Below are 26,300 nucleotides of genomic sequence, written 5' to 3'. Positions count from 1 at the left end.
GGACATGCGGGATCTCCGGTACAAGATGATCATGGCGTTGAACGCGGCCGATCTGGGTGACCCGATGTGCGAGCAGGTGGCCGAGATCTGCGCGGAGATCGCCGAGCAGCACTGCGCCGAGTTCGGCCACACCCCGCAGCTGCGCTCCGGCGAGATCGCCGAGCTGGCCACCGGAGACCCGGCGCTGACCTGGGCACCGTCGCCCGCCGACACCGGGCAGCGTGCCTGGTGACCGCGACCGCCCCCGCCCCGTCGGTCGACGTGCGCCGGGCCGAGGACCGCTTCGCCACCCGGATCTCCTGGCTGGACTCCAAGCACTCCTTCTCGTTCTCCCGGCACTACGACCCGGCCAACACCCACCACGGCCTTCTGCTGGTCAACAATGACGACGTGGTCCGCCCGGGCGCCGGCTTCGAGACCCACCCGCACCAGGACATGGAGATCGTCACCTGGGTGCTGCGCGGTTCCCTCGTGCACCAGGACTCCACCGGGCACTCGGGAGTGATCTACCCGGGGCTGGCTCAACGGATGAGCGCCGGCACCGGCATCCTGCACTCCGAGAAGAACGACGCCTGGCGGCTCAACAACCAGGAGCCGCACAGCGACCCGGTGCACTTCGTGCAGATGTGGGTGCTCCCCGACGAGCAGGGCGTCGACCCCGGCTACGAGCAGCTGGAGATCGAGGACGAACTGCTGCGCGGCGGCCTCGTGCCGATCGCCTCCGGCATGGAACGCTACGACGGCGCCTCCGCGATCCGGATCCGCAACCGGTACGCGACCCTGCACGCCGCCCGACTCGCCCCCGGCGACGAGGTCACCATCCCGGACGCGCCCTTCGTGCACCTGTACGTGCCCAACGGCACGGTGAACCTGGAGGGCAGCGGCCCGCTCGGCACCGGTGACGCGGCCCGGCTCACCCGGACCGGCGGCCGTCGGGTCACCGCCGACGAGCCGGCCGAGATCCTCGTCTGGGAGATGCACGCCACCATCGCCTGACCCCCGCACCCGGTGACGGGCAGAGGGCCAGGCGACGTGCCGTCAGGCCGGGGACTCGGCGCGGTCTCCCGCCCAGGTGGTGTGGAACGAGCCCTCGCGATCGACACGCTGGTAGGTGTGCGCGCCGAAGTTGTCCCGCAGGCCCTGGATCAGCGCGGCCGGCAGGCGCTCGGCGCGCAACGCGTCGAAGTACGCCAGCGACGACGAGAACGCCGGCGTCGGCACCCCCGCCCGGGCCGCGTCGGCCACCACCCGCCGCCAGCTCGGCACGCCCGCGCCGACCGCCTCGGCGAAGTACGGCGCCACCAGCAGCGTGGACAGCTCGGGCTGCTCGTCGTACGCCTCGCGGATCCGGTCCAGGAAGCGGGCCCGGATGATGCAGCCACCCCGCCAGATGGTCGCCGTGCCGCCGAGATCGATGTCCCAGTCGTACTCCCGGCTGCCGGCGCGGATGTGGTCGAAGCCCTGCGCGTACGCGACGATCTTCGAGGCGAGCAGCGCCCGGCGGACGTCCTCGACGAACGCCTCCCGATCGGTCACCTGCCACTTCTCACCGGCGTCCGGGAAGGCCCGGCGGGCCGCCTCCCGCTGGTCGACGTGCCCGGAGAGTGAGCGGGCGAACGTCGCCTCGGCGATCCCGGTGATCGGTACGCCCAGATCCAGCGCGCTCTGCACCGTCCACCGCCCGGTGCCCTTCTGCTCGGCCCGGTCCAGCACCACGTCGACGAAGGGCCGGCCGGTGGCCGCGTCGTGGTGGGCCAGCACGTCGGCGGTGATCTCGATGAGGAAGGACTCCAACTCGCCGCCGTTCCACCCCCGGAAGATCTCCGCGATCTCGGCCGGATTCGCGCCCAGGCCCGCGCGGAGCAGGTCGTACGCCTCGGCGATGAGCTGCATGTCGGCGTACTCGATGCCGTTGTGCACCATCTTGACGAAGTGCCCGGCACCGTCCGGCCCGATGTGCCGGCAGCACGGCACCCCGTCCACGTGGGCGGAAATCTTCTCGAACATCGGCCCGAGCTTGGCGTACGACTCGGTCGAACCGCCCGGCATGATGCTCGGCCCGAGCAGCGCGCCCTCCTCGCCGCCGGAGACGCCGGTGCCGACGAAGTGCAGCCCGGCCCCCCGCAACGCCTCCTCCCGGCGGCGGGTGTCGGCGAAGTGGGCGTTGCCGCAGTCGACGACGATGTCGCCCTCCTCCAGCAGCGGCACCAGCTCGTCGATCACCGCGTCGGTGGGCGCACCCGCCTTGACCATCACGATGACCGCGCGGGGCCGTTCCAGCGACGCCACGAAGTCGGCCATCGACTCGCCGGGCACGAACGTGCCCTCGTCGCCGTGCTCGGCGATCAGGCTGCGGGTGCGCTCCGGCGAACGGTTGTGCACCGCCACGGTGAAGCCGTTGCGGGCCAGGTTGCGGGCCAGGTTGCGGCCCATCACCGCCAGCCCGGTCACGCCGATCTGCGCCGTCGCCTGCTCAGCCATCCGTGCCGCCACCTCTCACCGTCGTACTGCCGTGCTGCGACCGTATCGCGGTGCGCGGCGGAGCGGGCCGCCTCGTCGACAGCCGGTCACCGAGTGGTGGCGCTCAGCCCTGGGCCAGCCGGTCCTCCACGCGCGTCACCTTCGCGGTGAGCGCGTCGGTCACCCCCGGCCGGACGTCGGCCTTGAGCACCACACTCACCCGGGGCGCCCCCGCGGCCACCACGTCGACCGCCCGCTTCACCACCGCCATCACCTCGTCCCACTCGCCCTCGACGGTGGTGAACATGGCATCCGTCCGGTTGGGCAGGCCGGACTCGCGGACCACCCGTACCGCGTCGGCGACCAGGTCACCGACGGACTCACCGACACCGAGCGGGGTAATCGAGAACGCGATCAGCATGCCGCTGATGCTGCCAGGAAAACCGGATGCGCCGGTGCCCGCCCACCGGATAGCGTGCGGGCATGCGTAACTGACGCCCCACTTCCGAGCCGGCCCGCCGCCCCGCGCCGCGGTCCGTGCGCTCCCGGGCGTCCCGCATCCCCACCCGCCGCATGCGGTGCTGGTCCTGCCCGACCCCGGTGAGCAGTCCCATTCCTCTCGACCGTCGCGGTACGACGGTCACCAGCCGAGCCGACCGACCGCCGGAACGCGGGAACGGCCGTGACGGTCGGCACCGAAGGAGGCCCGGATGCCCGCCAGGCGCAATCGGAAGAAGTCCCGTACCAAGGCACCCACGTCCGCCGGCGCAGACCCGACGGCCGGCCATGACGCGCTCCTACCAACCCGCCCCGACGTGGACCTCGCGGTCGAACCGGCTCTCCTGGTCGAGCCGGCGCTTCCGGCGGCATTGGGTGAGCCGGCAGCGCTGGTCGAGCCGGCTCTGCCGGCGGTGCTGAATCAGCCGGCTCTGCCGGCGGTGGTACCGGGTGAGCTGGTGCCGCCGGTCGACGTGCCGGCAGCGGTCGACGCGCCGGCGGTGGCAGACCTGCCGAAGGTGGCCGGGCGACCGAAGGCACCGACGGCCGGACCGCCGCAGGGTGGCGGGACGCGCTCGGCCGGCGGGCGTGGTCAACCAGCCGGCCAGAGCCGCCGCTACGCCTTCCGCCGCAGCTAAACCCTCACCCCCCACCCCCACCCCCGGCGATCTTGCAGTTGCTGCCTCCACATCACGCAGATAGCGGACAGATCGGCGACAGCAACTGCAAGATCGCCGGGGGGACCGGGGTCGCGGGGATCGCGGGGGGTGGGGACCCGGGGGGGTTAGCCGAGCAGGGGGCGGAAGGTGCCCAGCAGGACGCTGGTGGTGAGGGCGGTGGCGGCCAGTGCGGCGGCCGCGGCGATGAGCACGGCGTCGGCGCGGGTGAAGGGCTGGCGGCGGGCCACGGTGCGTGGGGTGCCGGCGTCGAAGCCGCGGGCGTCCATCGCCACGGCCAGCCGCGTGCCCCGGCGGATCGCCCCGACCAGCAGCGCGAACGCGGTCGAGGCGAACAGCCGCAGCTTCGCCGCCGGGTTACGTCCGGCGTCGACGCCTCGCGCCCGCCGGGCCATGCTGATCATCTGCCACTCCTGACCGAGCAGCGGCACCAGCCGGAACGCGGCCAGCGCCCCGATGGCGAACCGGGCCGGCGCCTTCGCGTTCTGGATCAGCGCGTCGGCCAGGTCGGTGGGGTCGGTGGTGGCGAAGACGATCACGCCGGGCAGGGCGACCGCGAGCACCCGCAGGATCAGGCCGAGCGCGGTGAGCAGCACTCCGGTGGTCACCAGCACCGGTCCGGCGTCCAGCAGGACCCGGCCGGACCGGTCGGCGGCGAAGAGCACCAGGGTGACCAGGATGCCGACGGCGCTGACCAGCAGCGGCCAGGCCCGGCGGGCCAGCACCCGGTAGCGGATGCCGAACAGCGGCAGCACGGCGAGTTCGACGGCGATGGCGATCGCCGGGGCCACCGGGTCCAGGGTGGCCAGCAGGGTGAACGAGAAGACCAGCGCGGCGGCAACCTTCGCCACCGGGTTGCGGCGGGCCAGCGGCGCACCGGGCGCGGCGACCGGCTCGATGCTGATCACCGGGTGCTGTTCCGGCCGGTCACGATCGCTCCAGGGTGACGGTGCGGTCGGCGAGCGCGGCGACGAAGTCCGGGTCGTGGGTCACGGTGACCACGCCGTGCCCGGCGTCGCGGAGGTCGGCGAAGAGGTCGACCAGCTCCCGCCAGGTGCGCCGGTCCTGGCCGAAGGTGGGTTCGTCGCAGATCAGCAGACGGGGCGCGGTGGCCAGGGCGGTCGCCACGCTCAGCCGCCGGGCCTCCCCACCGGAGAGGGTGTACGGGTTGGCGGCGGCGAGCCGGGCCAGCCGCAGCCGGTCCAGCAACCCCGCCACGGTCGCCTTGACGGTCGCCTCGGGCTGGCCGGTCCGGCGCGGGCCGAGCGCCAGCTCGTCGAAGACGGTGCTGGTCACGAACTGGTGTTCCGGGTCCTGGAAGACCGACCCGATCCGCCGGGCCAGCGCGGGCGCCCGCCACCGGTGCGGGGGAGTGCGGTGGTCCGGCCCGGCCAGCTCGGCGGACGCGGAGACCCGGCCGGCGCCCGGTCGGAGCAGCCCACCGAGCAGCAGCGCCAGGGTGGACTTGCCGGCTCCGTTGGGCCCGCGTACGGCGAGCGCCTCGCCGGCGCGTACCGCCAGGTCGGTGGGGGCCAGCCGGGGCGGCAGGCCGAGGCGGTCGGCGGTGAGCAGCAGCTCGCCGGGGGTGGCGGTCGCCGGCCGGGTGGCGATGGGGTGACCCGGCACCCAGACGCCCTCGGCGGCGAGGGTGGCGCCGTGCGCGGCGAAGACCGCCTCGGGCGGGCCGTCCGCGCGGACCCCGCCGCCGGGCTCCAGGACGACCACCCGGTCGACCAGCGGGAGCGCCTCGGCGACCCGGTGCTCGACCAGGATCAGCGTGGTGTCGGTGTCCAACGCGCCGGCCACCGCCCGCCGGACGAGGTCGGCCCCGGCCGGGTCGAGGTTGGCGGTCGGTTCGTCGAGCAGCAACAGGCCGGGGCGCAGGGCCAGCGCGCCGGCGAGGGCGAGGCGTTGCTGCTCGCCGCCGGAGAGCGCGGCGGTGGGCCGGTCCCGGTCGTACGGGAAGCCGACCCGGCGCAGCGCCTCGTCCACCCGGGGCCAGATCTCGCCCGCCGGCACCCCCCGGTTTTCCAGCCCGAACGCGACGTCGTCGCCGCTGCGGGCCATCACCAGCTGGCTCTCCGGGTCCTGGAAGACGATGCCGACCCGTTCGCGACCCTTGCGCGGGTCGAGCCCGTCGATCTCGACGGTGCCCTCCTGCTCGCCGGAGTCCTCGGGCAGCAGCCCGGCCAGCGCGCTGAGCAGCGTGCTCTTGCCGGCCCCCGACGGCCCGAGCAACAGCACCCGCTCCCCAGCCTCGATCCGCAGGTCCACGCCACGCACGGCCCAGGCGAGCCGCCCAGCGTGCCGCCACCCGAACCCCCGCAGCTGCACCCCGCTCACCGCACCCCCCAGCCCCGCCGCCGGCTCCACCCTGCCCCGTCGATCATGAGGTTGGCGGCGCTTCGGGAGATCCACCCGACCGCCAACCTCATGATCGACACGGACGGGGTCAGATGGCGGCGCGGTCGCGGGCGACCGGGAAGCGGTCGAGGACGCCGGTGTCGGCCAGGGCGCGGGTGAGGGCCCAGCCGCCGGCGCCGGCGACCACCGTGGCGCTGACGATGGTGAGCAGCGCGTACGGGATGCGGTAGTCGGCCAGCTCGTAGTCGGCGTTCCAGACGAAGAAGTCGAAGAGCGCGGCGCTGAGCCCGGTCAGCGCGCCGGCCAGCACCGCGGTCGGCAGCCGGAACGACCGGTACCGGAAGGCGGCGAAGGCCAGCTCGGCGCCGAGACCCTGCACGATCCCCTGCGGGATCACCGTGCCGGCCCACTGGCTGCCCAGCAGCGCGGAGAGGACCGCGGCCACCGTCTCGCAGTAGAGCGCGGCACCGGGCTTGCGGATGACCAGGCCGCCGACCACGGCCGGCATCAGCCAGACGCCGTAGATCAGGGTCTGTGCCGGCGGAAAGAAGGCGAAAGCGCCCTCGGTGGCGCTCCAGACCAGGCCCCAGGCCCAGAAGATGACGCCGAAGGCGACCGCGATCACCGAGGCGACCACGATGTCGATGGTGCGCCAGCGGTTGGTGTCGGTGAATGTCATGTCGATGCTCCCAGTCCTGACTGCGAACCAGGAGAAGACGCACGCCGCGCGCCCGGTGGCACCGGACGACGGCGCGGCTGGAGGTCGACCGAACTCCCTGCGCTGGCATTACCCAGATCAGGTTCGAGGGTCTGCGGGCGTGCCCGCACTCTCAGCGCTGTGCGCTCCCCTGTCGGATGTGAAGTTGTCTCGGTGACGCTAGCACCGACCAGGGGTACCGGCCCAGCAGGGCGTCCGCCGTCCCAGCGTCCGATTCAGGCGACGTCGGCTGGGTAGGCTGACGATCATGCGGATTGACGCACGGGGTCTCACGTTCGACGTACGCGCCGGCGGTCCGCCGGACGGCGCGCCCGTCCTGCTGCTGCACGGCTTCCCCCAGCACTCCGGCGAGTGGGACGAGGTCGCCGCGACGCTGCACGCCGCCGGGCTGCGCACGTACGCGCTGGACCAGCGGGGCTACTCGCCGGGCGCCCGGCCGGCGGCGGTCGCCGACTACCGGATCCCCGAGCTGGTCGCCGACGCGGTGGCGGTGCTCGACACGCTCGGACTGGACGCCGTCCACCTGGTCGGCCACGACTGGGGTGCGATCGTGGCCTGGGCGCTGGCCGCCGGGCACCCCGAGCGGGTCCGTACGTTGACCGCGGTGTCCGTGCCGCATCCGGCGGCCATGGCGCACGCCCTCGCCACCGACGGCCAGCAGAAGGCCCGCTCGTCGTACATCGCGCTGTTCCGCAAGCCGGACAAGGCGGAGAAGGTGCTGCTGGCGTGGAACGCCACCGCACTGCGCAAGATGCTCACCGGGGTGGGTGACGCGTCCCGGGTGGACCACTACGCCGACCCGATGCGCGAGCCGGGGGCGCTGACCGCCGCGCTGAACTGGTACCGGGCGATGTCCCGCGCCGACCTGGCCGCCGTCGGCCCGGTCGCGGTGCCCACCACGTACGTGTGGAGCGACAAGGACATCGCCATCGGCCGGACCGCCGCCGAGGCGTGCGCCGCCCACGCCACCGGGGACTACCGCTTCGTGCAGCTGCCCGGGGTGAGCCACTGGATCCCGGACGCCGCGCCGGGCCCGCTCTCCGAGGCGATCCTGGCCCGAGCCAACGGAACGGCCTGAGCCGTGTCGGTCGGAGGAGCACCGTGACGACGGACGCCGGCGAGCCGAGCACCCGACGCTCGATCGCCGCGCAGCTGCGCATGCTGGGAGTACGCCCCGGCGGGACGCTGCTGGTGCACGCCGCGCTGCGCCCGCTGGGCTTCGTCTGCGGTGGGCCGCACGCGCTCGTGCTCGCCCTGCGCGACGCGCTCGGCCCGGACGGCACGATCGTGGTGCCCACCCACACCCCCGACAACAGCGACCCCGCGCAGTGGCGCAACCCGCCGGTTTCGGTGGACTGGTGGCCACTGATCCGCGCCGAGATGCCCGGATTCGATCCGGCGGTCACCCCGAGCCGGTTCATGGGCGTGTTCGCCGAGACGGTCCGCTGCTGGCCCGGAGCGCTGCGCAGCTCGCACCCCCACGTGTCGTTCGCAGCCCTCGGCCCGGCCGCCGAACAGGTGGTGGCCGGGCACACCCGGGCCGACATGCTTGGCGAGGGCTCCCCGCTGGCCCGGCTCTACGATCTCGACGCCAGCGTGCTGCTGCTCGGTGTGGATCACACGGTGAACACCTCGCTGCACCTGGCCGAGTACCGCCGTCCGGCCCCGCGCCGGGATCGGCTGGGCGCGGCCGTGTGCACCGCCGACGGTGGCCGCGAATGGGTGTGGTGGCAGGACGTACGGCTCGACGAGACCGACTTCGGCGCGTTGGGCCGGGACCTGGAGGCGACCGGAGCGGTCCGTACCGGACGGGTCGGCACCGGGACTGGGAGGTTGATGCGCCAGCGGGCGGCGGTCGACTTCGCAGGGCAATGGCTGGCCCGCAACCGGACGACGGAGGACGCATGACGGTGAGTGCCGAGGACTACCTGGCCGTGGTGACCGAGACGATCGGCCGGGTGGCCGAGAGTCAGCGAGCGGCGGTGGGGCGGGCCGCTGACCTGATCGCCGACGCGGTGCGCGCGGACGGGGTGGTGCACGCCTTCGGCACCGGGCACTCGGAGGCCCTCGCCATGGAGATCGCCGGCCGGGCGGGCGGTCTGGTGCCGACCAACCGGATCGCACTGCGCGACCTGGTGCTGCTCGGCGGCGAACCGGCCGACCAGCTCGGCCCGTTCCTGGAGCGGGACCCGGCGGTGGCGCACCGGCTGTACGAGCTGGCCCCGGTGCGGCCCACCGACGTCTTCGTGCTCGCCTCGAACTCCGGGGTCAACGGAGCGATGGTGGAGTTCGCCACGCTGGTGAAGCAGCGCGGTCACGGGCTGGTGGCGATCACCTCCGCCCAGCACTCCGGCCGGATGACCTCCCGCCACCCGTCCGGGCGCAAGCTGGCGGACCTCGCCGACGTGGTGCTCGACAACGGCGCGCCGTACGGCGACGCGACACTGCCGCTGCCCGGCGGTGGCGCGGTGGGCGCGGTCTCCTCGATCACGGCGGCGCTGCTGGCCCAGCAGGTCACCGTGGAAGTGGTGGCCAGGTTGCTGGCGGCGGGGGAGCGGCCCCCGGTCTACCTGTCGGCGAACATCCCGGACGGCGACGCGCACAACGCGGCGCTGGAGGCCCGGTACGCGGGTCGCATCCGGCGCGGCTCCTGAGCCCGCTCGGACGGGCTTAATGTCGGGCAGGTGACCGACCGGTGTCGTGAACCAGTTTCGCGCTCGGCCGGGTGGGGCATTGGCGTTGCTGCCGGCGGCCAGGACCGCCGGCAGTACCGTCGCAGCGGAGGTAGCGCGTGTCCAAGGAGACCGAGAAGCAGCGTTGGCAGCGCAACTTCGCCGACCTGTTGCAGGAGTTGCGGGTCGCCCAGACCGGTGTGCAGATCCTCTTCGCCTTCCTGCTCACGCTGCCGTTCAGCAACGGGTTCACCGAGACCACCGAGTTCCAGCGGGACGTCTACATCGTCGCCCTGCTCGCCGCGGCCGCCGCCACCGCGCTGATCATCTCGCCGGTGGCGTTCCACCGGGCGCTGTTCCGGCAGGGGCGCAAGCCGGAGCTGGTCCGGTTCGCGCACCGGATGGCCAGCGGCGGGCTGGCCTTCATGCTGGTCTCGATGGTCAGCGCGGTGCTGCTGATCACCGACTTCGTGCTGGAACGGCCGATCGCGTTCGTGCTCAGCGCGCTGACCGGGCTCTGGTTCCTCACGTTCTGGTTGGCCCTGCCGTTCGCCCGGCGCAGTTGGGGCGAGGAGGACATCGACGACGAGGATGACAACCCGCGGAGCGAGTCCACCTGACGCCGCCCCCTGGTGGATTGAACTCGATCTTCACGGACCGCTACCCCTGAGTAACACCCGGGGGTAGCGTGACGGTAGTCGCGCACGTCGACGCAGCCGCACCGAGAGATTCGAGGGGGCAGCCGTGACCACGACGCAGAACGGCCGACCGGCAGCGGACGGCCCCGATCCCGGCCCCGCTCCGAGCACCGCCGGCGCTGCGGGGCCGTTGCCGGCGGAGGCCGGACAGGTCTCCGAGAAGGAGGCCCGGCAGGTCGCCGAGGCGGCTCGCGAGTCCGCCTGGGACCGGCCCAGCTTCGGCAAGGAGCTGTTCCTCGGCCGGTTCCGGCTCGACCTGATCGACCCGTGGCCCCGGTCCGACCCGGCCGACGTGGCTCGCGCCGACGACTTCCTCAGCCGGTTCCGCGCCTTCCTGACCTCCGAGGTGGACGGTGCGGCAATCGAGCGCGACGCGTCCATTCCGGACGCGGTGTTCCACGGGCTGGCTGACCTCGGCGCGTTCGGCATGAAGATCGACCGCAGGTACGGCGGTCTCGGGCTGAGCAACCTGCACTACTGCCGCGCGCTGATGCTGGCCGGCTCGGTCAGCCCGGCGATCGGCGCGCTGCTCTCGGCGCACCAGTCGATCGGCGTGCCGCAGCCGCTGAAGATGTTCGGCACCGCCGAGCAGAAGCAGCGCTTCCTGCCCCGGCTCGCCGCCGGCGAGGTGTCCGCGTTCCTGCTCACCGAGCCGGACGTCGGCTCCGACCCGGCCCGGCTGGCCACCACCGCCGAGCCGACCGAGGACGGCACCGGTTACCGGCTCAACGGCGTGAAGCTCTGGGCCACCAACGGCATCGTCGCCACCCTGCTGGTGGTGATGGCCCGGGTGCCGGCCACCGAGGGGCGGCGCGGCGGGATCACCGCGTTCGTGGTGGACGGCGACAGCGCGGGCATCACCGTGGAGCGGCGCAACGAGTTCGTCGGCCTGCGCGGCCTGGAAAACAGCGTCACCCGGTTCCACGACGTGTTCGTGCCGGCCGAGAATGTCATCGGTGGCGAGGGCAAGGGGCTCAAGATCGCCCTGACCACGCTGAACACCGGCCGGCTCTCGCTGCCGGCGATGTGCGTGGGCGCTGGCAAGTGGGCGCTGAACGTGGCCCGGGAGTGGGCCGCCGACCGGGTCCAGTGGGGCCGGCCGGTCGGCGAGCACGAGGCGGTCGCCCAGAAGCTCGCCTTCATCGCCGCCACCACGTACGGCATGGAGACCATGCTCGATCTCTGCTGCCTGCTCGCCGACGACGACCGCAACGACATCCGGATCGAGGCCGCGCTCGTCAAGCTGTACGCCAGCGAGATGGCCTGGAAGATCGCCGACGAGCTGATCCAGATCCGGGGCGGCCGGGGCTACGAGACGGCCGACTCGCTGGCCGCCCGCGGCGAACGGCCGGCCGCGGTCGAGCAGATGCTGCGCGACCTGCGGATCAACCGGATCTTCGAGGGCTCCACCGAGATCATGCACCTGCTGATCGCCCGGGAGGCCGTCGATGCGCACCTGTCGGTGGCCGGCGACATCATCGACCCGGAGGCGGGGCTGGGTCGCAAGGCCCGAGCCGGCGCCCGAGCCGGGGCCTTCTACGCGAAGTGGCTGCCCACCCTGGCCGTCGGCCGGGGGCAGAGCCCGTCGGCGTACGCCGAGTTCGGGCCACTGGCCGCGCACCTGCGTCAGGTGGAGCGCTCGTCGCGCAAGCTTGCCCGGTCGACGTTCTACGCGATGTCCCGCTGGCAGGGAAAGATGGAGCGCAAGCAGGCGTTCCTCGGCCGGGTGGTGGACATCGGCGCGGAGCTGTTCGCGATGTCTGCGGTCTGTGTCCGGGCGTCCGCCGAGCGGGACAGCCGGCCGGAGAACGTCGAGCTGGCCGACCTGTTCTGCCGGCAGGCCCGGGTCCGGGTGGACACGCTGTTCGCCGCACTCTGGGACAACACCGACTCGGTCGGCACCGCCGCCGCGAAGCGGATCCTCGCCGGTCGGTACGCGGGCCTGGAGGAGGGCGTCATCACCCCGTCCGACGAGATGCCCTGGGTGGCCCGCTGGTCACCCGGTCCGTCCACCGTCGGCGACGTCCGGCGCCGTATCCCGCCGAAGCCGTGACCGGCGCCGCCCGGCGCGTCGCCGTGCCGGGCGGTCAGCGGGCGACCGCCCAGGCCAGCACCGCCGCCAGGATCAGGCCGTTGAGCACCGCCAGGCCCAGGTACGCCGCGGGCGGGATCTTCCTGCCCCGCCGGACGAAGGAGACCAGGACCGCGGCGTAGCCGAGCAGCAGGACGGCGATGACGACCAGGAAGTAGAACACGCCGACGACCTTAGCGGGCCGCTCAGCGGCTCCTGCCGCGCAGGCCGAGCTGCCGCAGCTCCAGCGCGGCCAGGGCGTCGACGGTGTCGTCGTCGCCGCGCCGCCACGCCTCGGCCACGTCCGGCGCGATCCGGGTCAGCCGGCCCAGCGGCTGGGTGGCCAGCGCGCGCAGGGCTAGCAGGTCCCGGCCGGCCGGCCCGGCGGCCAGCTTCGCGGCCGAGGAGGCCCGGCGCATCCAGCGGACCCGCAGGGGCAGCCATCCGAACAGCACCAGACCGAGCGGGAAGATCAGCACTGCGACGGCGAGGGCGAGGGCGAGCTGGTCGACCAGCTGCTGCTGGTCGCGGCCCGCGTCGGCGAGCGACCGGGCGGCGTCGGCGGCCCGCTGGAAGGGCGCGGTCAGCTCGTCGCCGACCAGCGGCACTCGGCCGACCTTGCTGCCGGCGTCGCCCAAGTTGTCGGCGAGCCCGCTGCCGGCGCCCTCCAGCTTCTGCCCGGGTACGGCGAGCTTCTGCACCAGGTCGTGCAGCCAGAGCGCGCCGCGGATCGCGACGTACACCCAGGCGACGACGAGCAGGTCGGTGAACAACTGGCGGGCGGCGGTCGGAAAGCGATCGGCGTAGATCTTCACGCCGGACAGCGTGCCACGAACGGCCGGACCGGGCACCTGTCGGATCAGCCGGCGGGACGCCCGGACCGGCGCGGCACCGTCAGCGGGCGCAGGTCGGGCAGGTGCCGAAGATCTCCAGGGTGTGGCTGACGTCGTCGTACCCATGCTGGGCGGCGACCCGGTCGGCCCAGCTCTCCACCGCCGGGCCGGCCACCTCGACCGTGCTCCCGCAGGCCCGGCAGACCAGGTGGTGGTGGTGCCCCTCGCTGCACCGGCGGTAGAGGTGCTCGCCGCCCGGTGGGCGCATCACGTCGATCTCGCCCGCGTCGGCCAGCCCCTGGAGCGTGCGGTAGACCGTGGTCAGGCCGACCCGCTCGCCGCGCTGCCGCAGCATCGCGTGCAGGTCCTGAGCGCTGTGGAAGCCCTCCATCTCGGCGAGCAGCGCGCTCACGGCCGAGCGCTGCCGGGTGTTGCGCACGGCGGCGCCACTCTCGCTCATCATCCCTCCCCGGCGTGGCTGACCGCGTCCGCCACGATGTGCGCGACGTGCTCGTCGACCAGGCTGTAGGCGATCTCCCGACCCCGGCGGGAACCCCGCACCACGCCCGCGCCGCGCAGCACCCGCAGGTGCTGGGAGACCAGCGGTTGCGCGGCCCCGAGCTTCTCCACCAGCTCGTGCACGCACCGCTCGCCGCCGGCGAGCTCACTGACGATGGCCAGCCGGATGGGCGCCGACAGGGCGCGGAGCAACTCGCTGGCCCCATCGAACCCCTCGTAGCCCGTTGCGCTGGTCACCCTGCAACGGTAACCAATACCACCGACATCCCGCTGATCAGGCTCATCCCAGCACGACCTCGTGCGGTTCCGGCGCCGGCGCGGCGGCCGGAGTGGCCCGGCGGCGCAACGCCCGCCAGACCCCGCCCGCCACCGCCACCACCAGGAACGAGGCGATCGCCAGCAGCACCACCGAGGCGCCCGGCGGCGTGTCCGCCGTGGCCGCCACCCACACGCCGGAGCCGGCGGCGAAGAACCCGAGCGCCATCGCGGCGGTCATCGTGCTGCGGAAACCCCGGGTGACCTGCTGGGCGGTGGCCACCGGCACCACCATCAGCGCGCTGATCAGCAGCACGCCGACGGCCCGCATCGCGATGGTCACCGTGATCGCGGTGGTCACCGCGATCAGCAGGTTGAGTGTGCGCACCGGCAGGCCGGAGACCCGGGCGTACTCCTCGTCGTGGCAGACCGCGAAGAGCGCCGGCCGCAGCGCGATCATGGTGACGAGGATCGCCGCACCCAGCACCGCGATGGTGATCAGATCGCCGACCTGGATGGTGGTCAGCGACCCGAACAGGTAGGCGTTGAGGTTGGTGCTGGTCGCGTTGGAGAGCCCGACCAGCAGTACGCCACCGGCGATGCCGCCGTAGAAGAGCAGCGCCAGAGCCAGGTCGCCGGAGGTGCGCCCGCGGGCGCGGACCAGCTCGATGGCGATCGCCCCGATGGTGGCCACGATCACCGCCACCAGCACCGGCGAGCGGTTGAGCAGGAGGCCGGCGCCGACACCGGTCAACGCCACGTGCCCGACGCCGTCGCCGATCAACGCCAGCCGGCGCTGCACCAGGTAGATGCCGAGCGCCGGCGCGGCCAGGCCGATCACCAGCGCGCCGATCAGGGCGCGCTGCATGTAGGGGTACTGGAAGAGTTCCATGCTTAGTTGCTCCACAGCCCGGCGGGCTCGTCGGGACCGTGCGGGTGCACATGGTCGTGGTCGGGCTCCGCATGATGGCCGGCCGGGTCCGGCACGGCACCGTCGTGACAGATGCCGCCCTGGTGGACGACGACCGCCCGGCTGATCACCGGTCGCAGCGGGCCCAGCTCGTGGGCCACCAGCAGCACCGTCCCGCCGTCGGCGACGAAGTCACGCAGCGCGCCGGCGAACGCTTCCTGGCTGGCCGCGTCCACCCCCGCGGTGGGCTCGTCGAGGATCAGCAGCTCCGGTTGGCCGGCCAGCGCTCGGGCGATCAGCGTGCGCTGCTGCTGGCCGCCGGAGAGGGTGGACACCGGGTCCGCGGCCCGGTCGGCGAGCCCGACCGCGCGCAGTGCGGCGTCGACGGCGGCCCGGTCGGCTCTACCCGGTGGCCGGAGCACCCCCCGGCGGGCCAGCCGGCCGGAGGCCACGACCTCGCGGACGGTGGCGGGCACGCCGCCGCCGGCGCCCAGGCGCTGCGGGACGTACCCGATGCGCTGCCACTGGCGGAACTGGCGCAACGGCCGGTCGAAGAGGGTGATCGAGCCGGCGGCGAGCGGCACCAGCCCGAGCACGGCCCGGATCAGCGTGGACTTGCCGGAGCCGTTGGCGCCGAGCACCGCGACCACCTCCCCGGCGGTCACGGTGAGCGAGACGTCCCGGAGCACGGGGCGGCCGTCGTAGCCGACCACCCCGTGCTCGACGGTGATCACGGGTGCGCTCACGAGCAGCTCAACGCCGTCCGCAAGGTCTGCAGGTTGGTACGCATGACCGAAAGGTAGTCCGCGCCGCTGCCGGCGGCGAGCCCTTCGATCGGGTCCAGCACCGCGGTCCGCGCGCCGACCTGACCGGCGATGGTCTCGGCGACCTTCGGGCTGACCAGCGTTTCGAAGAAGATCGTGCTCGCCCGGTGCTCCTTCGCCTCCTCGATCACCTGCGCGAGTCGCTGCGGCGAGGGCTCGACGTCCGGGCTCAGCCCGGTGATGCCGACCTGCTCGAGCCGGTACCGGTCGGCCAGGTAGCCGAACGCGGCGTGGCTGGTCACGATCTCCCGCCGCTGGCAGGTCTGCAGGCCCTGGTTGAACTCGCCGTCCAGGGTCGTCAGGTCGGCGCGCAGCGCCGCGGAGCGGGCGGTGTAGTCGGCGGCGTGGTCCGGGTCGGCCTTGCCGAGCCGCTGGGCGAGCTGGTCGCCGATGGCGGACAGGCGGGTCGGGTCGAGCCAGACGTGCGGGTCCTTGCCGCCGTTCTTCTCCTCGGCGTGCTCGTCCGCGCCCTCGCCCGCGTGGTTGTGCCCGCCGGCGCTCGCGTCCAGCAGCGGCTGCACGCTGGTGACGTCGAACGCCCGGTCGTTACCGTTCTGCTCGACGGCGTCGTCCACCGCCGGCTGGAAGCCCTTCAGGTAGACGATCAGCTCGGCCTCGCTGACCTGGCCGACCTGGCTCGGCGTGAGCTCCAGGTCGTGCGGTTCGGCGCCGGGCTTGGCGAGGTTGGTCACCCGGACCGCGTTGCCGCCGATCCGCTCGGCGAGGAACTGGAGTGGGTAGAACGCGGCGACCACGTCGACCCGTTGGGGATCGGCGCCGGCGGCGCCGCCGGTGGAGCAGCCGGCGCCGGCACCCAGGGCGAGCAGGGCGGTCGCGGCGGCCAGGACACGGGACGTGGTGCGGTTGGTCATGCCCTCAACTGTCCGTGGTAACGACAATGATTGTCAAAAACGCATGATTGCATGTCAGAGCAGCTTCGCCAGGCCCACCGTCACCAGCAGGGTCAGCATCAGCAGCCGGATCAGCCGGGTCTGCGGGGCCTGAACCGGCCAGGTGGTGGCCAACAGGGCGATCAGACCCGCGGCGAGCGCCAGCGTCAGCAGCCCGCCGACCACCCCCGGCGTGAAGAACGCGACCAGCACCACCACCAGGGTGAGCAGGAACACCGACGTCGGGTTCGCCCCGGCCAACCGAGCCAGCAGAGGGCGCTGCGTACGCTGCATCCCACAGACTCTACGAGGAGGAACCCGGTGCTGGTGACCAACCGGTTCGTGGTCGACGTCGATGTCGCCGACGACTTCACCGAACGGGCGCACGCCGCCCTCACCGCGCTGGCCGCCCGCCCCGGCTACCTGCGCGGTCAACTGGTCCGGGCACTGGACGACCCCCGCCACTGGTCCCTGGTCACCGAGTGGGAGTCGGTCGGCACGTACCGGCGGGCGCTGGGCGCCTTCGAGGTCAAGGTGAGCGCCGTGCCGTTGCTCGCCGAGTCGGTGGACGAGCCGTCCGCGTACGAGGCCCTCGCCACCGCCGCGCCCGGCGGGGCCGTCGTGGTTGCCGAGAGTGATCGGGCTGCGGGTCCTTACCGCTGAGCCGCCGGACACTACGCTGCTCCTATGACCGCACCCGCCCCGCCGCCCGGTCCCGGGGTGGCGCCGCTGTTCGCCGCGCCGCCCACCGAGGGCCGTCGGACCCGGCTCTGGATCGGCCTCGGCGTCGGCGCGCTCGCCGTGCTGCTCTGCTGTGGCGGGGGTGGAGCGGCCGTGGTCGGCCTGGCCGTCACCGGCGTGCAGGCGATCCGGGAACAGGGCCGCACGGTGACCAGCGACTACTACCAGGCGCTGGTCGAGCGGAACTATGGACGGGCCTACGACCAGCTCTGCGACGACGCGCAGCGGCGCGAGTCCCGCCCCGAGTTCGAGCGGCGGGCGGCCGCCGAGCCGCAGGTCGCCGCGTTCCGGGTCGGTGACGTGGACACCACCAGCCTGACCGTGCCGGTCGACGTGACGCTCGACGGCGGCGACCGGGAGCAGCAGCAGGTCAGCCTGGGCCAGGACGGCCAGACCGGCGGCATGGAGGTCTGCGGGGTGAGCTGAGCCGGCCCCGGTATTCTGCTGGGCTCGGGGCGACGGTGGTCGTACCGTTGTCCCCGAACTGACCGATCCATCCACATCTCGCCCCCGCCGACCGCCAGCCGGCGTAGGAGGAAACATGCCAGCCGACCGTATCGACGCCGTCGTCAGCCTCGCCAAGCGCCGAGGCTTCGTCTTCCCCTCCAGCGAGATCTACGGAGGCACCCGATCGGCGTGGGACTACGGCCCGCTCGGCGTGGAGCTCAAGGAGAACGTCCGCCGGCAGTGGTGGAAGACCATGGTCCAGCAGCGCGACGACGTGGTCGGCCTCGACTCCGCCGTGATCCTGGCCCGCAAGGTGTGGGAGGCGTCCGGTCACATCGCCGAGTTCGTCGACCCGCTCACCGAGTGCCAGTTCTGCCACAAGCGGTTCCGGGCGGACCACCTCGAAGAGGCGTACGCCGAGAAGCACGGCAAGCCGCTGACCTCGCTCGCCGAGCTGAACTGCCCGAACTGCGGCAACAAGGGCACCTTCACCGAGCCGAAGATGTTCAACGGCCTGATGAAGACCTACCTGGGCCCGGTGGAGAGCGACGAAGGGCTGCACTACCTGCGCCCGGAGACCGCGCAGGGCATCTTCGTCAACTACAAGAACGTCGAGACGGTCGCCCGCAAGAAGCCGCCGTTCGGCATCGCGCAGACCGGCAAGTCGTTCCGCAACGAGATCACCCCGGGCAACTTCATTTTCCGGACGCGTGAGTTCGAGCAGATGGAGATGGAGTTCTTCGTCGAGCCGGGCACCGACGAGCAGTGGCACGAGTACTGGCTCCAGGAGCGCTGGAACTGGTACCTCGACCTCGGCCTGTCGGCGGACAACCTGCGGCTCTACGAGCACCCCAAGGAGAAGCTCTCGCACTACTCGAAGCGGACCGTGGACATCGAGTACCGCTTCCAGTTCGGTGGCACCGAGTTCGCCGAGCTGGAGGGCGTCGCCAACCGCACCGACTTCGACCTCTCCACGCACAGCAAGCACTCCGGCGTCGACCTGTCCTACTTCGACCAGACCAAGAGCGAGCGCTGGATGCCGTACGTCATCGAGCCGGCCGCGGGTCTGACCCGCGCGGTGCTCGCCTTCCTGCTGGAGGCGTACGACGAGGACGAGGCGCCGAACACCAAGGGCGGCGTGGACAAGCGGACCGTGATGCGGTTCGACCCGCGACTGGCCCCGGTCAAGGTGGCGGTGCTGCCGCTGTCCCGCAACGAGGCGCTGTCGCCGAAGGCGAAGGACCTCGCCGCCCTGCTGCGCAAGCGCTGGGTGGTGGAGTTCGACGACTCGCAGGCGATCGGCCGCCGCTACCGTCGGCAGGACGAGATCGGCACCCCGTTCTGCGTGACGGTGGACTTCGACACCCTGGACGACAACGCCGTGACGGTGCGCAACCGGGACACCATGGCGCAGGAGCGGGTCTCCCTGGACCAGGTCGAGCGCTACCTGATCGAGCGCCTCCCCGGCTGCTGAGACGGTCGGCACGGGGCCTCGGCCGACGCGGAAAGCGCCGGTCGGGGCCCCGTACACTTGTGCGGTGACTGCCTCGACCGTTCCTGTGCTGCGCCCGTTGACGCTCGGGCGGTATCAGGTGTGGCCGCCGGTGGTGCTCGCGCCGATGGCCGGGATCACGAACGTCGGGTTCCGGCGGCTCTGCCGGGAGCAGGGCGGCGGCATCTACGTCTGCGAGATGATCACCACCCGGGCGCTGGTCGAGCGGAACCCGAAGACGCTGCGCATGATCGCGTTCGGCGCGGACGAGCAGCCGCGGAGCCTCCAGCTCTACGGCACCGATCCGGAGATCACCGCCGCCGCGGTACGGATCGTGGTCGAGCGCGATCTGGCCGATCACATCGACCTCAACTTCGGCTGCCCGGTGCCCAAGGTGACCCGCCGGGGTGGCGGCGCGGCGTTGCCGTGGCGGCGCCGGCTCTTCGCCCGGCTGGTGAAGGCCGCGGTGGACGCCGCGGCACCGGCCGGGGTGCCGGTCACGGTGAAGATGCGCAAGGGCATCGACGACGACCACCTGACGTACGTCGAGGCCGGGCTCGCCGCCCAGGACGCCGGCGTCGCCGCGGTGGCCCTGCACGGGCGGACGGCCGGGCAGCGCTACTCGGGCACCGCCGACTGGGACGCCATCGCCACCCTGAAGCAGGCCCTCGACGTGCCGGTGCTCGGCAACGGCGACATCTGGGAGGCCGACGACGCGCTACGGATGGTCGCGCACACCGGGGTCGACGGCGTGGTGATCGGGCGGGGCTGCCTGGGCCGGCCGTGGCTCTTCGCCGACCTGGAGGCCGCCTTCCACGGTCGGCCGGAGCGGCGGCTGCCCACCCTCGGCGAGGTGGCGGTGACCATGCGCCGGCACGCTGAGCTGCTGGTCGACCAGTTCGTCGCGGGCGCGCGCAACCCGGCCCGCGGTGAGCGGGACGGCTGCACCGACTTCCGCAAGCACGTCGCCTGGTATCTCAAGGGCTTTCCGGTCGGCGGCGAGCTGCGCCGCTCGCTGGCGATGATCGAGAGCCTGGCCCAGCTCGACGACCTGCTCGGCAAGCTCGACCCGGCGGAGCCGTTCCCGGTGGCCGCCCTCGGCCAGCCGCGCGGCCGGACGAACTCCCCGGGCAAGGTCTTCCTGCCCGACGGTTGGCTCGCGAGCCGGGACGACGACGCCGTCCCGGAGGACGCGGAGCTGGACGACTCCGGCGGCTGATCCGGACGACGAAAAGGGCCGGCCCCTGCTGGGGCCGGCCCTTCGCGTTGTTGTCGCTGTGTCACGAGGCCGAGTAACCGCGGGTGGCGATCCAGTCGGCCAGGTTGTCCACGCTGATCCAGTACGAGGCCATGTTCGGGTCGGCCGAGTCGGCGATCTTCACCGTCTCGCCGCCGTCGCGGTAGCCCACGACGCTGATGTAGTGGCCACCCTCGAAGGAGTGGACGGCGCCATCGACGTCGGTGGTGGTGCCGGCGATGTTCGCGACCACAGCGCGGCCCTCGTCCACGGTGTGCACGATGTCGGCGCGCAGCTTGCCGGTCTGCTTGTCGTCGGCGCTGGAGCTGCTGATCTCGACGCTGCGGTACGCGTCCTTGCCGGTCTCCTTGTTCAGCACCGGGGTGATGTCGTTGATCGAGTTGGTGCCGGCCTCGGTGGTGCCCATCTCCTTGGCCATGGCGTCCACGTCGATGTTCTTGCCCTGCACGGACAGGGCGTTACGCGTGGCGGCCGGGCCGCAGTAGTAGAAGTTGGGCTGGGCCTCGTAGCGGACGTTGAGCTCGCGGTCGCCGTGGCCCTTGCGGTCGGTCTGGGTCTGCGTGGCCGGCTTCGCCTCCGACATCGCGTAGGCGGCGGTGATGGGGACGGCGATGGCACCGCCCGTGAAGGCGAGGCCGGCAGCGGTCAGAGCGGTCTTGCGGATCAGATCGGTACGCATGATGGCGTGCTCCTCTGTTCGGGGGATACGTGCGACCCGCACGAAGGGGGCGGGCCGCACGGGGAAGTTCAGAAGGGAATCTGCCCGGCGGCCGGGGCCTGCTCGGGTGTCCGGGGGGTTTAACCGCGACGGCCTGGCGGGTGTTCCCGGCGGCTGTCGCGCCGGGCTGCGGAGCCACGGCGGTATGCCAGGTGTAACGACCGGGGCTCAGCCCCGATTCCACCCTGGGAGTGGCCCCGCCCACGGGACAGGCGTCCCCAAACCGGACGGCCTTGCACAGAGGTCACACGCGCGCCAGAGCCGGGTCTTCGGCGTGCCGACTTCGCGAGGATCGGGGCGGGCGCGAGGCTCCTGTCGAGCTGCCCCGGATGTGGGGCGCCGGAGCCGGCACCCGCACATCGATCCGGTCCAGGTTCGGGGCAGCTCGACAGGCAGCGGGGGAGGTGTCCTCCCGGTCAGGGCTTGTCGGCGAGGGTGTCGGCCTCGGCCGGGCCGCGAGGGGTCGGCAGGGTGGGCGTGGCCTGCTCGGCCGGCCAGGGGACCTCGGGCGCGCGGTGGAAGGTGATTCCGGCGGTGGCCCAGCGCGGGCCGTGCCCGGCCAGCCGGTCGCGGAACCCGGCCCAGTCGTGCGTTGCCGGGGACGACCAACCCAGCTCGGCGATGGCGGGCAGCCGGGGCAGCAGCATGAACTCGATCTCGGCCAGCGAGGTGACCGATTCGGTCCAGAGCGGTGCCTCGACACCGAGTACCGCCGCGTCCGGCACGCCCGTCACGTGTGACCCGGGATCCCAGTCGTACGCCCGGCGCACGTCGATGAGGCCGGCCCAGTCGTGCCCGACCGGGGTGTCCGGGTCGTACTTCATGTCCAGGTAGGCGTGGTTGCCCGGGGAGAGGATCAATCGTGCGCCCCGGCGTACCGCTTCGAGGGTGCCCGGGTCCGCGCCGTTCGTGCCCCACCACTGGAGGACCCGGCCGTCGACGTGCGCGGCCGGCGCGAGCTGGTGCCAGCCGACCACGATCTTGCCGGTGTCGGCGACGATCCGCTGCGTCCGCTCGACGAAACCGGTGTAGACCTCACCCTTGACCTTGAACGCCTCGTCGCCGCCGATGTGCAGCCACGGGCCGGGGGTGAGCGCGGCCACCTCACCCAGCACGTCGGCGATGAAGTCGTACGTCCGCTCGTCGGTCGGGTCGACGTAGCTGAAGCCGACCTCGGTGCCGGTGTACGGCGGCGGCGCGACCTTGTCCGGCGCCAGTTCGGGGTACGCGACCAGCGCCGAGTTGGTGTGCCCGGGAAGGTCGATCTCCGGAACGACGGTGACGTGGTGGGCGGCGGCGTAGGAGACGATCCGCAGGTAGTCGGCCTTCGTGTAGTGCCCGCCGGGGCCGCCGCCGACCTCGGTCGCCCCGCCGACGGTGGTCAACTTCGGCCAGGAGTCGACGGCGATCCGCCAGCCCTGGTCGTCGGTGAGGTGCAGGTGCAGGTGGTTGAGCTTGTACCGGGCCAGGTGGTCGACGACGCGCAGCACGTCCTCGACGGCGAAGAAGTGCCGTGCCACGTCGAGCATCGCGCCCCGGTACGGGAACCGGGGTGCGTCGGTGATGGTCCCGCCGGGCAGCATCCACCGTTCGGTGATCGGGACCGGGCTCTCGATCGCCGGCGGTAGCAGCTGGCGCAGGGTCTGCGCGCCGTAGAAGAGGCCGGTGGCGGTGACCGCGGTGATGGTGACCCCGGCGCGGGTCACGGCGAGCCGGTATCCCTCCGCGCCCAGGCTGTCGTCGTCGGTGAGCGCGAGCGCGATGCCACCGGCCGATGCCGGTCGGGTGGTGTCGGTGACCGGCAGCGGGTAACCGGTGGCCGGTCGCAGCAGCTCGGCGAGGTGCGCGGCGACCGTCAGCGCGGCGGGGTCGGCGCTGGCCACGATGACGGCGTCGGGCGGCAGCAGCCAGTCCTCGGCCGCGTCCGGCTCGACCTGCTGCGGCGCGGGCACGACGTCGGCCAGCCGGACCGGGGCCGGCGGGGCGAGCAGCTCGCCGGCGGCCTGTTCGGCCGACCGGGCCAGGGTGGCCGCGTCCGGTTCGTGAGCAGACAGCGGCACCGAGTCGGGGGCGCCGGACCCGCCGGGGGTGGCGGTGGGTCCGGGGAAGGGGATGGTCGACACGGCGGCGGCTCCGGGGGTGTATTCGCGTCGGTTATGGCAAAAGTGAGGTTCACCGGCTGGCTGTGCCGTCAAGGGTACGGCGACAGGCCGGGATGCGTGATCGTGCGCATGGAAGCGTTCCCAAAAACCGGTACGAACACGGAAAGTCGTGATAGCTGTGCCTATTGTCACCGAACGGGCCCAGGCCACTCGATGTTCGCTTAACCTTCGCCCACCGATCGGCGTCGACTCCGGGATTACCGGTGGTCCGTCCCGGGGTATGAGGAAACTGAACCTTCGTTAAGTGTCAATCCGGCGCGCGTGGGAGGCTCTGGTGGCAGCGCAAGAGACCGTCGATCACAAGTACGTCTACGACTTCACCGAGGGCAACAAGGACCTCAAGGACCTGCTCGGCGGCAAGGGCGCCAATCTCGCCGAGATGACCAACCTCGGTCTGCCCGTTCCGCCCGGCTTCACCATCACCACCGAGGCCTGCCAGGCGTACCTCGCGACCGGCCGGGAGCCGGACGGGCTCGCCGGCCAGATCGAGGCGCACCTGGAATCGCTGGAGCGCGCGATGGGCAAGCGCCTCGGTGACCCGCGGGACCCACTGCTGGTCTCCGTCCGCTCCGGCGCCAAGTTCTCCATGCCCGGCATGATGGAGACCGTCCTCAACGTCGGGCTCAACGACCAGAGCGTGGTGGGCCTCTCCGCCCAGGCGGGCGGCAACGACCGGTTCGCCTGGGACTCCTACCGACGCCTCATCCAGATGTTCGGCAAGACCGTCTGCGAGGTGCCGGGCGAGGAGTTCGAGCACGCCCTCGACGACGTCAAACGCGCCAAGGGCACCCACAACGACCTGGACCTGGACGCCGACGACCTGCGCGGGCTGGTCGACGCGTACAAGAAGATCTTCCTCAAGCACACGGGTCGGGAGTTCCCGCAGCAGCCGCGCGAACAGCTCGACCTGGCCATCCGGGCGGTCTTCGAGTCGTGGAACGCCGAGCGCGCGGTGCTCTACCGCCGCCAGGAGCGCATCCCGGCCGACCTCGGCACCGCGGTCAACGTGGTGACCATGGTCTTCGGCAACCTCGGCCCCGATTCCGGCACCGGTGTCGCGTTCACCCGCGACCCGGCCAGCGGCGCCCAGGGCATCTACGGCGACTACCTGGCCAACGCCCAGGGCGAGGACGTGGTCGCCGGCATCCGCAACACGGTGCCGTTGCAGCAGCTGGAGCAGCTGGACAAGACGTCCTACGACCAGCTGCTCTCCTTCATGGCCCGGCTGGAGGAGCACTACCGGGACCTCTGCGACATCGAGTTCACCATCGAGCGCGGCAAGCTGTGGATGTTGCAGACCCGGGTCGGCAAGCGCACCGCCGCCGCCGCGTTCGTCATCGCCGGGCAGCTCGTCGACGAGGGCCTGATCGACCTGGACGAGGCGCTGCACCGGGTCAACGGCGCGCAGCTGGCCCAGCTGATGTTCCCCCGCTTCCAGCTCGACCACGAGTTCCAGCCGGTCGCCAAGGGCATCGGCGCCTCGCCGGGCGCGGCGTCGGGCAAGGTGGTCTTCACCTCCGCCCGGGCTGTCGAGCTGGCGGCCGAGGGCGAGTCGGTGATTCTGGTCCGCCGGGAGACCAACCCGGACGACCTGACCGGCATGATCGCCGCCAAGGGCATCCTCACCTCGCGCGGTGGCAAGACCAGCCACGCCGCCGTGGTGGCCCGCGGGATGGGCAAGACCTGCGTCTCCGGCGCCGACGAGATCGACGTGAACGTGCCGGCGAAGCGGTTCACGGTGGCCGGGCAGACCGTGAGCGAGGGCGACGTCGTCTCCATCGACGGCACCACCGGCAAGGTCTACCTGGGCGAGGTGCCGGTCATGCCGTCGGAGGTGGTGCAGTACTTCGAGGGCAGTCTCGACCCGGAGCACATCGACAACGCGCTGGTTCGGGCCGTACACCGGATCATGACGCACGCCGACGGCAAGCGGCGGCTCGCGGTTCGCACGAACGCCGACACCGGTGCGGACGCCGCCCGTGCCCGGCGCTTCGGCGCCGAGGGCATCGGACTCTGCCGCACCGAACACATGTTCCTCGGTGACCGGCGGGAGCTGGTCGAGCGGTTGATCCTGGCCCGAGCCGAGGGTGAGCGGGAGGCGGCGCTGGCGGCGCTGTTGCCGTTGCAGCGGGCCGACTTCGAGGAGATCTTCCGCGAGATGGACGGCCTGCCGGTGACCGTCCGGCTGATCGACCCGCCGCTGCACGAGTTCCTCCCGCCGCTGGAGCAGCTCGCGGTGAACGTCGCGGTCGCCCAGGAGCGCGGCGAGGACGTGGCCAAGGAGGAGGCGCTGCTCGCCGCCGTCCGGCGGATGCACGAGGAGAACCCGATGCTCGGGCTGCGGGGCGTCCGCCTCGGCCTGGTCATCCCCGGCCTCTTCGCGATGCAGGTCCGGGCCATCGCCGAGGCGGCCGTCACCTGCGCCCGCGCAGGCGGGACAGCCAAGCCGGAGATCATGGTGCCACTGGTCGGCGCCGTGCAGGAGCTGGAGACGGTCCGCGCCGAGGCCGAAAAGATCATCGCCGAGGTGGTCGGGGACAGCGGCGTCGAGGTGCTGATCGGCACCATGATCGAGGTGCCCCGGGCGGCGCTGACCGCCGGGCAGATCGCCGAGGCGGCGGAGTTCTTCTCCTTCGGCACCAACGACCTCACCCAGATGGCCTGGGGCTTCTCCCGCGACGACGTGGAGGGCGCGTTCTTCTGGCGCTACCTGGAGCTGGGCATCTTCGGCATCTCGCCGTTCGAGTCGATCGACCGCGACGGTGTCGGCCGGCTGGTGCGGATCGCCGCCGAGGAGGGCCGGGCCGCCCGGCCCGGGCTGAAGCTCGGTATCTGCGGTGAGCACGGCGGAGACCCCGACTCGGTGCACTTCTTCCACGAGGTCGGCCTGGACTACGTCTCCTGCTCGCCGTTCCGGGTGCCGGTGGCCCGGCTGGAGGCCGGCCGGGCGGTGGTGGAGACCGACGGCTCGGACAGCCGCTGACGCGTCGCCGGTGGTGGCCCGGGCTTCCGGGCCGCCACCGGCCACGATGCGTCCACGAGCGTCTCTCCCTACCGGTCGTGCGATCGGTTGGTCACGTTCCGCGCTGGGGG

28 protein-coding genes and 1 riboswitch are annotated in these 26,300 nt (G+C 72.4%); of the genes, 13 read left to right on the top strand and 15 right to left on the bottom strand.

Features of this window, described 5'->3' with window-relative positions; all coding sequences use genetic code 11:
• The first annotated feature begins 4 nt into the window (after positions 1–4).
• Together BUS84_RS16475 and BUS84_RS16470 are read left to right on the top strand one after the other, a co-directional pair.
• Positions 5–232, top strand: coding sequence for a thioredoxin reductase (locus BUS84_RS16475; protein WP_074318854.1), 228 nt, complete (start codon positions 5–7; stop codon positions 230–232).
• Positions 229–996, top strand: coding sequence for a pirin family protein (locus BUS84_RS16470; protein ID WP_208869682.1), 768 nt, complete (start codon positions 229–231; stop codon positions 994–996). Before BUS84_RS16475 ends, BUS84_RS16470 begins: the two co-directional genes overlap by 4 nt.
• A gap of 42 nt (positions 997–1,038) precedes the next feature.
• Here BUS84_RS16470 and gndA read toward each other — a convergent pair whose 3' ends face one another.
• Complete coding sequence (gene gndA / locus BUS84_RS16465; protein ID WP_074313601.1) at positions 1,039–2,481, bottom strand: NADP-dependent phosphogluconate dehydrogenase; 1,443 nt, start codon at positions 2,479–2,481, stop codon at positions 1,039–1,041.
• Positions 2,482–2,584: 103 nt separating this feature from the next.
• The gene (locus BUS84_RS16460; protein WP_074313599.1) at positions 2,585–2,881 is read right to left on the bottom strand and encodes an MTH1187 family thiamine-binding protein; all 297 of its coding nucleotides are present in this window, start codon (positions 2,879–2,881) and stop codon (positions 2,585–2,587) included.
• Between the two features lie 289 nt (positions 2,882–3,170).
• On the opposite strand from BUS84_RS16460, the gene BUS84_RS38275 reads away from it, so the two are divergent.
• On the top strand, positions 3,171–3,596 hold the full coding sequence (locus tag BUS84_RS38275) for a hypothetical protein (RefSeq protein ID WP_159451040.1): 426 nt from the start codon (positions 3,171–3,173) through the stop codon (positions 3,594–3,596).
• Positions 3,597–3,742: 146 nt separating this feature from the next.
• Here BUS84_RS38275 and BUS84_RS16450 read toward each other — a convergent pair whose 3' ends face one another.
• The 3 genes from BUS84_RS16450 to BUS84_RS16440 form a co-directional block, all read right to left on the bottom strand.
• Positions 3,743–4,543, bottom strand: coding sequence for an energy-coupling factor transporter transmembrane component T family protein (locus tag BUS84_RS16450; RefSeq protein ID WP_074313593.1), 801 nt, complete (start codon positions 4,541–4,543; stop codon positions 3,743–3,745).
• Between the two features lie 19 nt (positions 4,544–4,562).
• Positions 4,563–5,978 (bottom strand): ABC transporter ATP-binding protein, encoded by a 1,416-nt coding sequence (locus BUS84_RS16445; protein WP_074318852.1) that lies wholly within the window; start codon positions 5,976–5,978, stop codon positions 4,563–4,565.
• A gap of 109 nt (positions 5,979–6,087) precedes the next feature.
• Entirely contained in the window at positions 6,088–6,678 is a 591-nt protein-coding gene (locus tag BUS84_RS16440) for an ECF transporter S component (RefSeq protein ID WP_074313591.1), read from the bottom strand.
• A 76-nt stretch (positions 6,679–6,754) separates the two neighbouring features.
• A riboswitch (TPP riboswitch) is annotated at positions 6,755–6,859 on the bottom strand.
• 105 nt (positions 6,860–6,964) lie between these two features.
• Between BUS84_RS16440 and BUS84_RS16435 the strand changes: the two genes are divergently transcribed.
• The 5 genes from BUS84_RS16435 to BUS84_RS16415 all read left to right on the top strand — a co-directional run bounded on the left by BUS84_RS16435 (position 6,965) and on the right by BUS84_RS16415 (position 12,140).
• The gene (locus BUS84_RS16435; RefSeq protein ID WP_074313589.1) at positions 6,965–7,795 is read left to right on the top strand and encodes an alpha/beta fold hydrolase; all 831 of its coding nucleotides are present in this window, start codon (positions 6,965–6,967) and stop codon (positions 7,793–7,795) included.
• A 23-nt stretch (positions 7,796–7,818) separates the two neighbouring features.
• Positions 7,819–8,625 carry an AAC(3) family N-acetyltransferase gene (locus BUS84_RS16430; protein WP_074313587.1) on the top strand — a complete coding sequence of 269 codons (807 nt, stop codon included), beginning with the start codon at positions 7,819–7,821 and terminating at the stop codon, positions 8,623–8,625.
• The gene (locus BUS84_RS16425; protein WP_074313585.1) at positions 8,622–9,371 is read left to right on the top strand and encodes a sugar isomerase domain-containing protein; all 750 of its coding nucleotides are present in this window, start codon (positions 8,622–8,624) and stop codon (positions 9,369–9,371) included. The genes BUS84_RS16430 and BUS84_RS16425 overlap by 4 nt, the downstream gene beginning before the upstream one ends.
• Positions 9,372–9,508: 137 nt before the next feature.
• On the top strand, positions 9,509–10,009 hold the full coding sequence (locus BUS84_RS16420) for a DUF6328 family protein (protein WP_074313583.1): 501 nt from the start codon (positions 9,509–9,511) through the stop codon (positions 10,007–10,009).
• 124 nt (positions 10,010–10,133) lie between these two features.
• Positions 10,134–12,140: an acyl-CoA dehydrogenase family protein gene (locus tag BUS84_RS16415; RefSeq protein WP_074313582.1), complete on the top strand. Its 2,007-nt coding sequence runs from the start codon at positions 10,134–10,136 to the stop codon at positions 12,138–12,140.
• Between the two features lie 34 nt (positions 12,141–12,174).
• Here the strand turns inward: BUS84_RS16415 and BUS84_RS38650 are convergent, their stop codons facing one another.
• The 8 genes from BUS84_RS38650 to BUS84_RS16380 form a co-directional block, all read right to left on the bottom strand.
• Positions 12,175–12,342: a hypothetical protein gene (locus tag BUS84_RS38650; RefSeq protein ID WP_167517539.1), complete on the bottom strand. Its 168-nt coding sequence runs from the start codon at positions 12,340–12,342 to the stop codon at positions 12,175–12,177.
• A 22-nt stretch (positions 12,343–12,364) separates the two neighbouring features.
• Complete coding sequence (locus BUS84_RS16410; RefSeq protein ID WP_074318851.1) at positions 12,365–12,973, bottom strand: hypothetical protein; 609 nt, start codon at positions 12,971–12,973, stop codon at positions 12,365–12,367.
• 79 nt (positions 12,974–13,052) lie between these two features.
• Positions 13,053–13,451 (bottom strand): Fur family transcriptional regulator, encoded by a 399-nt coding sequence (locus BUS84_RS16405; RefSeq protein ID WP_074313579.1) that lies wholly within the window; start codon positions 13,449–13,451, stop codon positions 13,053–13,055.
• On the bottom strand, positions 13,451–13,747 hold the full coding sequence (locus BUS84_RS16400) for an ArsR/SmtB family transcription factor (RefSeq protein ID WP_074313577.1): 297 nt from the start codon (positions 13,745–13,747) through the stop codon (positions 13,451–13,453). The genes BUS84_RS16405 and BUS84_RS16400 overlap by 1 nt, the downstream gene beginning before the upstream one ends.
• 43 nt (positions 13,748–13,790) lie before the next feature.
• A complete protein-coding gene (locus tag BUS84_RS16395; protein ID WP_074313574.1) occupies positions 13,791–14,657 on the bottom strand; it encodes a metal ABC transporter permease in 867 nt (288 codons plus the stop codon).
• A gap of 2 nt (positions 14,658–14,659) precedes the next feature.
• Positions 14,660–15,421 carry a metal ABC transporter ATP-binding protein gene (locus tag BUS84_RS16390; RefSeq protein WP_074313572.1) on the bottom strand — a complete coding sequence of 254 codons (762 nt, stop codon included), beginning with the start codon at positions 15,419–15,421 and terminating at the stop codon, positions 14,660–14,662.
• The gene (locus BUS84_RS16385; RefSeq protein ID WP_074313570.1) at positions 15,418–16,371 is read right to left on the bottom strand and encodes a metal ABC transporter substrate-binding protein; all 954 of its coding nucleotides are present in this window, start codon (positions 16,369–16,371) and stop codon (positions 15,418–15,420) included. Before BUS84_RS16385 ends, BUS84_RS16390 begins: the two co-directional genes overlap by 4 nt.
• 54 nt (positions 16,372–16,425) lie before the next feature.
• Positions 16,426–16,683 carry a hypothetical protein gene (locus BUS84_RS16380; protein WP_074313568.1) on the bottom strand — a complete coding sequence of 86 codons (258 nt, stop codon included), beginning with the start codon at positions 16,681–16,683 and terminating at the stop codon, positions 16,426–16,428.
• Positions 16,684–16,710: 27 nt separating this feature from the next.
• On the opposite strand from BUS84_RS16380, the gene BUS84_RS16375 reads away from it, so the two are divergent.
• The 4 genes from BUS84_RS16375 to dusB all read left to right on the top strand — a co-directional run bounded on the left by BUS84_RS16375 (position 16,711) and on the right by dusB (position 20,288).
• Positions 16,711–17,052, top strand: a complete 342-nt coding sequence (locus tag BUS84_RS16375) for an antibiotic biosynthesis monooxygenase family protein (protein WP_074313566.1) — start codon at positions 16,711–16,713, stop codon at positions 17,050–17,052.
• Between the two features lie 24 nt (positions 17,053–17,076).
• A complete protein-coding gene (locus BUS84_RS16370) occupies positions 17,077–17,556 on the top strand; it encodes a hypothetical protein (protein ID WP_074313564.1) in 480 nt (159 codons plus the stop codon).
• A gap of 115 nt (positions 17,557–17,671) precedes the next feature.
• Positions 17,672–19,051, top strand: a complete 1,380-nt coding sequence (locus BUS84_RS16365) for a glycine--tRNA ligase (protein ID WP_074313562.1) — start codon at positions 17,672–17,674, stop codon at positions 19,049–19,051.
• Between the two features lie 64 nt (positions 19,052–19,115).
• On the top strand, positions 19,116–20,288 hold the full coding sequence (dusB, locus tag BUS84_RS16360) for a tRNA dihydrouridine synthase DusB (protein WP_074313560.1): 1,173 nt from the start codon (positions 19,116–19,118) through the stop codon (positions 20,286–20,288).
• A 61-nt stretch (positions 20,289–20,349) separates the two neighbouring features.
• Here dusB and BUS84_RS16355 read toward each other — a convergent pair whose 3' ends face one another.
• Both BUS84_RS16355 and BUS84_RS16350 read right to left on the bottom strand, forming a co-directional pair.
• Positions 20,350–21,006: a C39 family peptidase gene (locus BUS84_RS16355; RefSeq protein WP_074313558.1), complete on the bottom strand. Its 657-nt coding sequence runs from the start codon at positions 21,004–21,006 to the stop codon at positions 20,350–20,352.
• Between the two features lie 455 nt (positions 21,007–21,461).
• Positions 21,462–23,168: a beta-N-acetylhexosaminidase gene (locus tag BUS84_RS16350; protein WP_074313556.1), complete on the bottom strand. Its 1,707-nt coding sequence runs from the start codon at positions 23,166–23,168 to the stop codon at positions 21,462–21,464.
• Positions 23,169–23,481: 313 nt separating this feature from the next.
• Between BUS84_RS16350 and ppdK the strand changes: the two genes are divergently transcribed.
• Positions 23,482–26,190, top strand: coding sequence for a pyruvate, phosphate dikinase (ppdK, locus tag BUS84_RS16345; RefSeq protein WP_074313554.1), 2,709 nt, complete (start codon positions 23,482–23,484; stop codon positions 26,188–26,190).
• Positions 26,191–26,300: the final 110 nt, after the last annotated feature.

The sequence above is a fragment of the Micromonospora cremea genome (genome assembly GCF_900143515.1).
In the GTDB taxonomy this organism is placed as follows: Bacteria; Actinomycetota; Actinomycetes; order Mycobacteriales; family Micromonosporaceae; genus Micromonospora; species Micromonospora cremea.
Note: the sequence above shows the minus strand (reverse complement) of the source record. Positions and strands in the feature narration are given on the sequence as shown.